This window comes from Vibrio sp. B181a (genome assembly GCF_030248375.1).
Lineage (GTDB): Bacteria > Pseudomonadota > Gammaproteobacteria > Enterobacterales > Vibrionaceae > Vibrio > Vibrio campbellii.
Window position 1 is genome coordinate 311,824 of the sequence record NZ_JAHGAD010000020.1, and the last position, 8,877, is coordinate 320,700.

General features: G+C 43.3%; 6 protein-coding genes. 5 read left to right on the forward strand and 1 reads right to left on the reverse strand.

Features of this window, described 5'->3' with window-relative positions:
• Nucleotides 1–639 precede the first annotated feature (639 nt).
• The 3 genes from KIO97_RS10555 (at nucleotide 640) to KIO97_RS10565 (ending at nucleotide 6,069) form a co-directional block, all read left to right on the forward strand.
• Entirely contained in the window at nucleotides 640–3,597 is a 2,958-nt protein-coding gene (locus KIO97_RS10555; RefSeq protein ID WP_285382410.1) for a M66 family metalloprotease, read from the forward strand.
• A 204-nt stretch (nucleotides 3,598–3,801) separates the two neighbouring features.
• Nucleotides 3,802–5,511, forward strand: a complete 1,710-nt coding sequence (locus KIO97_RS10560; RefSeq protein ID WP_285382412.1) for a S8 family serine peptidase — start codon at nucleotides 3,802–3,804, stop codon at nucleotides 5,509–5,511.
• A gap of 369 nt (nucleotides 5,512–5,880) precedes the next feature.
• On the forward strand, nucleotides 5,881–6,069 hold the full coding sequence (locus KIO97_RS10565) for a hypothetical protein (protein ID WP_005427656.1): 189 nt from the start codon (nucleotides 5,881–5,883) through the stop codon (nucleotides 6,067–6,069).
• A 20-nt stretch (nucleotides 6,070–6,089) separates the two neighbouring features.
• On the opposite strand, the gene KIO97_RS10570 is transcribed toward KIO97_RS10565, so the two are convergent.
• Nucleotides 6,090–7,373: a mechanosensitive ion channel family protein gene (locus tag KIO97_RS10570; protein ID WP_005427619.1), complete on the reverse strand. Its 1,284-nt coding sequence runs from the start codon at nucleotides 7,371–7,373 to the stop codon at nucleotides 6,090–6,092.
• Nucleotides 7,374–7,668: 295 nt separating this feature from the next.
• Here KIO97_RS10570 and KIO97_RS10575 point away from each other — a divergent pair, with 295 nt between their 5' ends.
• Together KIO97_RS10575 and KIO97_RS10580 are read left to right on the forward strand one after the other, a co-directional pair.
• The gene (locus tag KIO97_RS10575) at nucleotides 7,669–8,232 is read left to right on the forward strand and encodes an HdeD family acid-resistance protein (RefSeq protein ID WP_005427746.1); all 564 of its coding nucleotides are present in this window, start codon (nucleotides 7,669–7,671) and stop codon (nucleotides 8,230–8,232) included.
• Nucleotides 8,233–8,409: 177 nt separating this feature from the next.
• Nucleotides 8,410–8,829, forward strand: coding sequence for a cupin domain-containing protein (locus tag KIO97_RS10580; RefSeq protein ID WP_285382414.1), 420 nt, complete (start codon nucleotides 8,410–8,412; stop codon nucleotides 8,827–8,829).
• The last annotated feature ends 48 nt before the right edge of the window (nucleotides 8,830–8,877 follow it).

The following is an 8,877-nucleotide window of genomic DNA, read 5'->3' on the forward strand; positions in this document are numbered from 1 at the left end:
TTTAAGCAAGTATCAATAACGCGCAAAGCGGAGAGGGACTTCCTTCTCCGCTTTTTTATTACCAGAAAAATAACAGCTTAAAAAAACGCTCTATAAAGTGAGTTCTTGATTCAGTGAGTGATGATATAACTTAATTGAAACTAGTGAAATATTTGACTCTTATTCCATTTTTATATTGATAATTAAATTTATTTTTAATATTCACTTTTATCAGTCGAATGCAAATATTAATGTTGTAGTATAAATCTGAACTTATCTATAGCTAGAGGCTGGTTTAAAACTCAGTACTCAAACTTTCATTCCTTTAAATATATTGGTAAATATTTGACTTAGATAAGCCTTCTGCTTTGTTGTTTGTTCAAGTTGTTGATTTGTATGCATTTTACATCGTTGTTGAATCTGTTGGTGGGAGCTGGTGCTCTAAAGAATCTTATTTGATATCTTTATTGTTAAATAATTTACTGCTAAATAAGTGAATTCTAAAATTTAAATTTTAATAGGTTTTTTATTTATTTTTTCTTGGTTTGTTGGTTGTCAGAAAAGCTTAATCCTTATGTTGTCTAAGAAAGATAATTAGATTTATCACTGGCTAAACCAGTGGCTAGTTGAAATGTTGATATATAAATAGAAGAGGGAAGTATGAAGAGAAATAAAGTCAGTATGGCACTTAATATAGCTGGTGGGATATTGCTTTCAGGAATGGCAAATGCTCAAATTATTCAATTTAATAATGAAATGCCAGTAAATAATTTACAGGGTGATTTTGAGGCGATGGTGATTTATGGACAAAATATTACTGTCCCTCATTACAATGATAAAGGCGACCCTAGGCCGCATCTCACCGCATTGCGTGATACTTTACTTCTTGTTAAGCCAGTTGAACCACTGAATGTTTCATCACAAGTCAAAGTTATTGCACGAGATAGTCAAGGCAATCAGGTGGGTGTTTTATCACTAAACACACCAGAGCAACTTCCCAATCATGACGGTCCCAACCTCGACATTATGTACGCGAAAGACATGTGGTCTGTAACGCTCCCAGCGACTTGGATACAACCCGGTCTGACTTTGGAGTTGTTCAACGGGAGTACATCTGGTCTTCTGTCCGATTTGGATATTGGCGCGCCTAACGAACTGCTCATAAATACGATGGATTTGGGGATGCTGACTAATCCAAGGGGACGTTTCTACTTTGCTGATAATCCAGAGTTGCACAAGGATTACTTCCAGAAAATTCCGGTAAGTAAGTTGATTGTTAACCCTTACGAAACCGTGAAACTTGATGAAGTGATGCTACCGGATGGACATTTACTTACAGAGTTTGATCCTAGCACTGGGACTTGGCACCAAGGAGATATGCGAGCGTATACCACGAAGATCTTGATGTCCCATGGTATTAATCTCGCAAACTATGGGATCAACTCATCAACGTCAGTGTCAGAGAGCGCGCACCCGTACACGGCGAACCAAATTACCGCTATTGCAGCAGTAGGTCGTTATCAAAATGGTGTTGTTGCTCACGGTGGTAGTGGAGGCAACGGCATGGTGACTATCGACTCATCAGTGGGTAATGAATGGAGTCACGAAGTTGGCCATAACTTTGGATTGGGTCATTGGCCAGGAGGCACTGATGGGACGACACATCGCCCATCCACGGACATCAACTCTGCTTGGGGCTGGGATCTATTTCAGAAGCGTTTCATTGCCAACTTCATGTGGAACAAGCGTAATGACGAAGACCAAGTTTGCTGTAGCGATGGGATTGGCATTCCTGCATTTGAAGGTTACAAGTTTAATCGAGATGCGATGGGGGGCGGTGAGCCAACTTCACCAATTTCCAAATACACGCTGCATACGCCTTATGTGCTAGAGAAAATTCAGACTTTTATGGAGGGCAAAGCCACATTTGATGAATCGTCTTCTACTGGGTTTACTAAGTGGAATGATGAAACGAAAGCGATGCAAGCGTTCCAGCAACCCGCTATTTTGTTATCGAAATCGATTACCTCTCAATCACAATTGAATACGATCAAAGACGACATCGATGGCTCCGTATTGTTGGGCTACATCAATGATTTTGACATCACGAAAGTCGAGACGGGAGATGGACGTTGGATACGTGATATTTATTTGCCTAGTGCAGAAAGTGTTGCAGTAGGCAAAGCTGTGAACATTGCGCGTTACTCTGGCTATGGAGTGACGACTCATGTTAATGGTCAGTTGGTTAATTTGAATCGAGGTGATAGTAAGTTTTACATCAGTGATGGCAAAGTATGGCTAGAAACCACTGAAGATCAGGTAGCCGAGGGTAAACCAACACGTATTCCAACTGACTATGGTGTACCAGTAACGACGCTAGTAGGTTATTACGATCCTCAGCAACAATTAGACAGCTACATTTTCCCTGCTTTGCACGGCGCTTATGGATTTGTTTATCAACCTACTCCTGTTGATCGCCTCGATACGACAGGTTGTTATGTCAAAGTGTATAACGGTCAAGACCACCAAACGGACAATTATCAGTTGGTTGGATTCCGTTACGACGATAATGTGATGAACAAATTCCATATCAACCTTAAGCAGGCCGACGATCCAACAAGGGCAGAGGTTGTGTGTGATAACGCTGTTTTAAGCTCGTTAGATATAGAGAAGCCAAAGCAAGCGTTAGAGGTTTCTATCGTTCAGTCAGATTCTTTAAAGCCATCCGAGAACAATAAGCCCGTAGCGCACGCAGGTGAAGACCAGTCAGTATTGTCAGGAGCAACTATCACCTTATCGGCCGACAAATCTACTGATGCCGATGGTGACAAGTTAACCTATGTTTGGGAGCAGATATCGGGTTTGCCCGCGAGCATTCAAGCAAGTAATGCAATGACAACCAATGTGGTCTTGGCAGAATCGACACAAGAGCAATCTTATGTGTTTTCTGTGTTGGTTTCAGACGGTAAATCGAGCTCCAGTGATATGGTCACCATTATTGCTCAGCCCCAACCAACTCAAAACCATGCACCGGAAGTCTCTCTTCCAAGCAGTATTGATGCAAAACCCGGAGAGGTTATAGAGATAACCGCGACGGCATCAGATCCTGATGGTGATGTGCTGTCATTTAAGTGGAGCACTTCAGGTTTAGCTTATCAGACTATGTCCGATGGCACGATTCAACTTTCAGTTCCAGACGTGACGGTTGATAGTCAATTTTTGCTAAGTGTTGTTGTTTCCGATCCTAAAGGGGAGAGTGCAAGCGCAAATACAACGCTTAACGTGAAAGCCAGCGGCAATACCTGCAGCGTCAGTGACCCAAATGCCACGAATTACGACGCGTGGTCTGCCAACAAATCCTATTCAGGTGGTGACTTAGTCAGTTACAAGCAGTTGGTTTGGAAGGCAAAGCACTGGAGTCAAAATAATCAACCTGACAGTAGTGATGCTTGGGAACTCGTAAGTGATGTTGTGCTGCCATGGTCAAGTCAAGCAGCATACTCGGGAGGTGCTCAGGTTACCTATAACGGGGTTAAATTTGAAGCCAAGTGGTGGACTCGTGGCGAGCAGCCTGATGTGTCCAGTGTCTGGGTCAACAAGGGCGCTGCCTGCCAGTAGCACGAAAGCATAAAGGCTGTCGGGAGTGGCGCTCTCGGCATTCTTTATGCTCCGACATACTTTATCTCTCTTATATCCTGCTCGTCGGTTGTCTTGGAGTGCATCCCAACAAGCATTTATTTAAACAAACAAGTATTTCAACAAACAAGCATCCCAATAAACAATTCGAGCAGCCATACATACCGTCTTTGAAGGTTTAATATTATGTTCCCTTATAAAAAACTCTGTTTAAGTGCATTACCATTGATACTGAATTTTCCTGCTTATGCTTCTTCTCAAGGCACCTATGTTGTGGTGTTAAAGGATTCAAATGTATCTAGTCCCATGTCACGATCTACTCGACCTTCCTCAATGGAAGAGAGAGTGAATCAAGTCCTACAGCGATTGAATACAGAGCCGAAACCTTTGTCTGCTCGCTCACTTCAAGAAAATCAGCCTCTCTCAGCTTCAAACGTATACAGAAACCTGAGTAGTTTTTCTGTTGAAATGTCCCAGGATCAGGCTTCGCAGCTTAGAGCGATGAATGATGTTAAAGGTGTTTATCGAGACGTTATATTTACAGCTGATGGTGAATTGAGTACGGCATCTGAACCTGTCGCATCTTGGGGATTAGACCGCTCCGATCAGCGTAACTTACCATTAGATGGTCGATATAATGTGGGCCAGTACACTGGCAAAGGCGTGTCGATTTATGTTATCGATTCTGGTATCGACTTTAGTCATCCTGATTTTGAGGGACGGGCTATCTCCGGTTGGGACTTCGTTGATAGTGATGTTGATGCATCTGACTGCCATGGACATGGAACTCACGTCGCCGGCACTGCGGCAGGAAAGCAGTATGGTATTGCTCCAGATGCCGATATTTATTCTGTGAGAGTATTGAATTGCGACAATAAAGGCTGGGGGAGTGATATCCTTGAGTCGTTTGACTGGGTGATTGAACATGCCAAGCAGAGAGGGCAGCCAGCGGTAATCAACTACAGTATTTCTCGCAGTACTCGATGGGCTCCTATTGATGAAGCTGTAGACAAATTGGTTACGCAGCATCATATCTCATTTGTTCATGCTGCCGCTAACAACAACACAGACGCTTGCACCAAAACGCCGCATTCGGAATACTCCATCACGGTTGGTGCATCAACTAAGGATGATTATCGTTGGAGTGATTCAAACTGGGGAACATGTGTGACTTTATTTGCACCAGGTGCCAGTATCATTTCCGCTCGCAATCATGGTGGTTATCAAAGAATGTCTGGTACTTCTATGGCGACACCCCATGTGACGGGGCAGGTAGCTCGTCTTCTAGAAGCCAATCCTGAAGCACTACCGAGTGAACTGAGACAATCGTTGATCGAATCCAGCACGCCAAATGCGCTCCATAACGTGGGTTCTGGTTCACCTAATCGCTTGTTGTACACCGAGCTGGAAGGGGTTGGTGATACAAATCAGGCTCCAATCGCAGTGGCAACCTCGAATCTATATGAACTGACAGGTGTAGGGTCGATTAGTTTATCTGGTGCACAATCGAGCGATCCAAACGGTGACTTATTAACTTTTGAATGGAAACAACTTTCTCCTTCATCCCCTCTTGCGAATATAGCATCACCAACTACGGAAGAGACTACCGTTCGTTTTGCAGAAATTGCTGCTGACACGACCTATCGCTTCTTGTTAACCGTCAAAGACGGCTCGTTGTTTGATACATCAGAAGTCGTCGTGGTTCAAAAAGCAAAAGTGGCTTCTACAGGAGAAATGTGGGACAGGAGTAAAACTTATGCTTCACCTTGCCATCGTGTTTCTTGGAATGGTGACGAGTGGGAAAACCAATGGTGGACCTCAGGGAATGAACCGGGCGCCGATGGTAAATGGGGTGTCTGGCGAAAAGTCGGAAGTACAAATAACCAATGTAATTGATTGGTGAAATTCAAGAAGGGCTAGAAAAACGAGTAGGGGTAATTGCGTGAAGTATTACCCCTTTAAATTCGCTTGAGCATCGTCTTATCGGTAACTCACGCCATTCTCTGAAAGTCAGGTACCAAAAGGCGAATCGCGGGAAATTTATCATTTAATCACTGATCTATAGATTCAGTTTGTAATAGAAAAATTAGACGGAAAGCTTTGTTTTCAACGCATTAATACATCTTTGAACGAGAAAACTGCGATTCTCGTAGGCATTCTGTTAGAAAAGTTCTGCCGTATGCTATCCAGACTACTATCGGTATTTGTAAGAATTCTCCCTAAATCTATAAATGTTGGTCGGGGGAGATCATTGTGAAGGACAAAATGGAAACCTATTGGGTGCAGCTTGTAGATAAAGCAAGTACCGCATCTGATTTATCAGATTTGACGCGTTCAAGGTTACGAGGCTGTATCGGTAAATACGGTTTGCGTTACAAGGTGGAAGGTGGGGTGCTTACGGAGCATCGTTACAATCGTAAAAACCTCGCTCCCAGTTTAGAGAGTGAAGCATAGGCTTCACTCTTGAGGCAATGTTACTGAGCGTTTTTACTGGTGACCTGTTCCAGTCCAATCTGTCTGGCATCATGACTCGTGAACATCTGGTAAGGGCGTAAACCAAACAAAGGCATAATAGAGTAGATGTGATCGAATAAATCCGCTTGTACGCCTTCATAGTAAGCCCAGTCTGTATTGTTGGTAAAGGCGTAAACTTGAAGCGGAATGCCCTCTGGCGTCGGTTCTAGCTGTCTCACCATGATAAGCATGTATTGGTGGATGTCTTTGTTCGCTTTCAAATAGGCATTAATGTAAGCTCGAAATATGCCCAAATTGGTCATCTGACGAAGGTTGCCAAAGGTTGGTTCGTCACTCATTTCTTCATTGTATTCGTTGATGTCTCGCGATTTTTCATAGATGTATTGGCGCAAGATTCGAATGCTTTTCAGCTTTTCAACTTCTTCATCAGATAAGAAACGAATCGATGTGACGTCAACATTTACGGAGCGCTTGATACGGCGACCACCTGAATCTGACATGCCTTGCCAGTTGATAAATGCGTTCTGAACCAGAGCATAAGCAGGCAGCATGCTCACGGTGTTGTCAAAGTTTCTGACTTTCACCGTGGTTAAAGAGATTTCTTCTACCGTGCCATTTGCGCCATAAGCGTCCATTTGAATCCAATCGTTCAAGCTGATCATGCGGTTTGCAGAAAGCTGAATGCCAGCGACGAAGCCCAATATCGTGTCCTTAAACACCAGCATCACGAAACCAGTCGCGACACCTAATCCAGACAAGAAAATGACTGGGGACTCGTTAGCGAGAATCGACATAGACACCACGACGCCAACAAAGAAGGTGAACAGCTTAATCAACTGAACAAAGCTCTTGATCGGCATTCTTTTTGTTATGCCTTTAAACGTCGCGATGTCATTCATTGCGTCGAGTAGGGCGAAGATCATCCATACAAAGATGACCAAAATCGAAATACTCAAAATCCTATCGAAGATAGCAGCCAACCAATCATAGTGGCCTACTGCAAGGGGAATGAAAACATCCAGTACCATAATCGGGATAAGCAGCGACAGTTTCTCTAATACATCGTATTTCGCCAAACTTTCAGCGAGCGGTTTGTTGGCTTTCTGCAGCACGTTATTTACTGAGCGAACAATCAAGTGATGCACGATCAAATAACTGACTGCTGCCGCGGTGAGGCTTGCTAGGATAAATACGGTGGTGAGTTCAATGCCATATGGGTCGCTGTTAATACCGACAGCACTGAGCTTTTCAGAAATGAAGGTGCGAATGTGATGATCGAGCAAAATGTCATCCTCTAAAATGTAGCCTGAATCAAAAGAGTGAGAACTTATCAAGAAAAGGCAGGCAACTGGCGTTAGAAAGCCGCTAATCCTACTCCCCATCTCCTTGTTTTGCACTGGTTTAATCCAGCAATCTAGAAACTTATTGTTCAAAAATAGCGTATAGGCGGCGATGTGATACAGGTTTAACATCTATTAATGCAAACGGGATACGTATTTCTGTTAAGTCTGTGAACTCTCTACGTTTTTAATAGACTAGACTGAAGAGGCGGCTCGCGTTTAATTTAAGAGGCATTCAATGGAAAATTCTAATCAATCACAACAGCCTACATTCCTATCTAAAGGCTGGAAATACTTCGTTATCGTTGGTGTTATCATCGCACTAATGGGCATTGGCGCAATGAGTTTGCCCGTACTGGCAGGTGTGACGATCTCAACCATTGTGGGTGCCGTACTCTTGTTCAGTGGTCTGGTTCAGGCTTACCACACATTCTCCATCAATGTTTGGAAAGAGAAGCTTTGGTATGTATTAAGTGCTGTACTGTATATCGTGGGTGGTCTGTTTATCTTGTTCAAACCACTGGCGGGCCTTGTCACGATTACCATGTTGATGGTGATTGTGATGATCTTAAACGGTTTGACTCGTATCTTCTTTGGTTTGAGCAACCGTAGCCTACCAAGCAGCAACGTTATTGTATTCAGTGGTGTAATTTCAGTGCTTATCGGTGGTTACTTCTTCATGTTGCTCGATGATCCTGCATTCTCAACAACGTTATTGGGCACGTTTGTCGGAATCTCGCTACTGATTGAAGGCATCAGCTTCATCTTTATGGGCTTACAAATGAAAAAGCTCTCCCAATAAAGACGCTATCTAGCGCTAAAACTTTGTGAAATAGAGAATGCCTGCCGATTCGGTGGGCATTTTTTATGGACGACTTAAAATTGCTCTCAACCTCACATATTTACTATTCAAGTCAGGCTCATATCTGAATCTCTCTTACTGTTTAAGTAAAGGTTATCAATAAACAAGGAGAGAATTTTGAGACCGATTCAAACTGCAGTGATTGCACTTTCATTGGTGTTTAGCTTTGCATGGGCAGACACCCATTTGCCAGATTCAGTGGAGGCCGACGTAGTCCTCAAGACGACAACCAGTTGGGATGGCACTACGCTACCACAATACCCAAAAGGCCAACCGGAAGTCACCATTTTGAAAATTACCGTACCTAAAGGCGTGCAGCTTCCAATGCATCAACATCCTGTTATTAATGCAGGCATTGTGCTGAAAGGGGAAATCACAGTCACGAAAAAGGATGAAGAGAAGATCGTACTGAAAGCCGGAGACGCAATTGCAGAAGTCGTCGACCAATGGCACTTTGGTGCAAATACGGGTGATGAGCCGGTAGAGATTTTGGTGTTTTACGCTGGTGTGAAAGATAAGCCGATAACGGTGAAATGAAGAATATAGAACCAAAAAGCCCGAGCACAAACTCGTAATGCCGTTCGG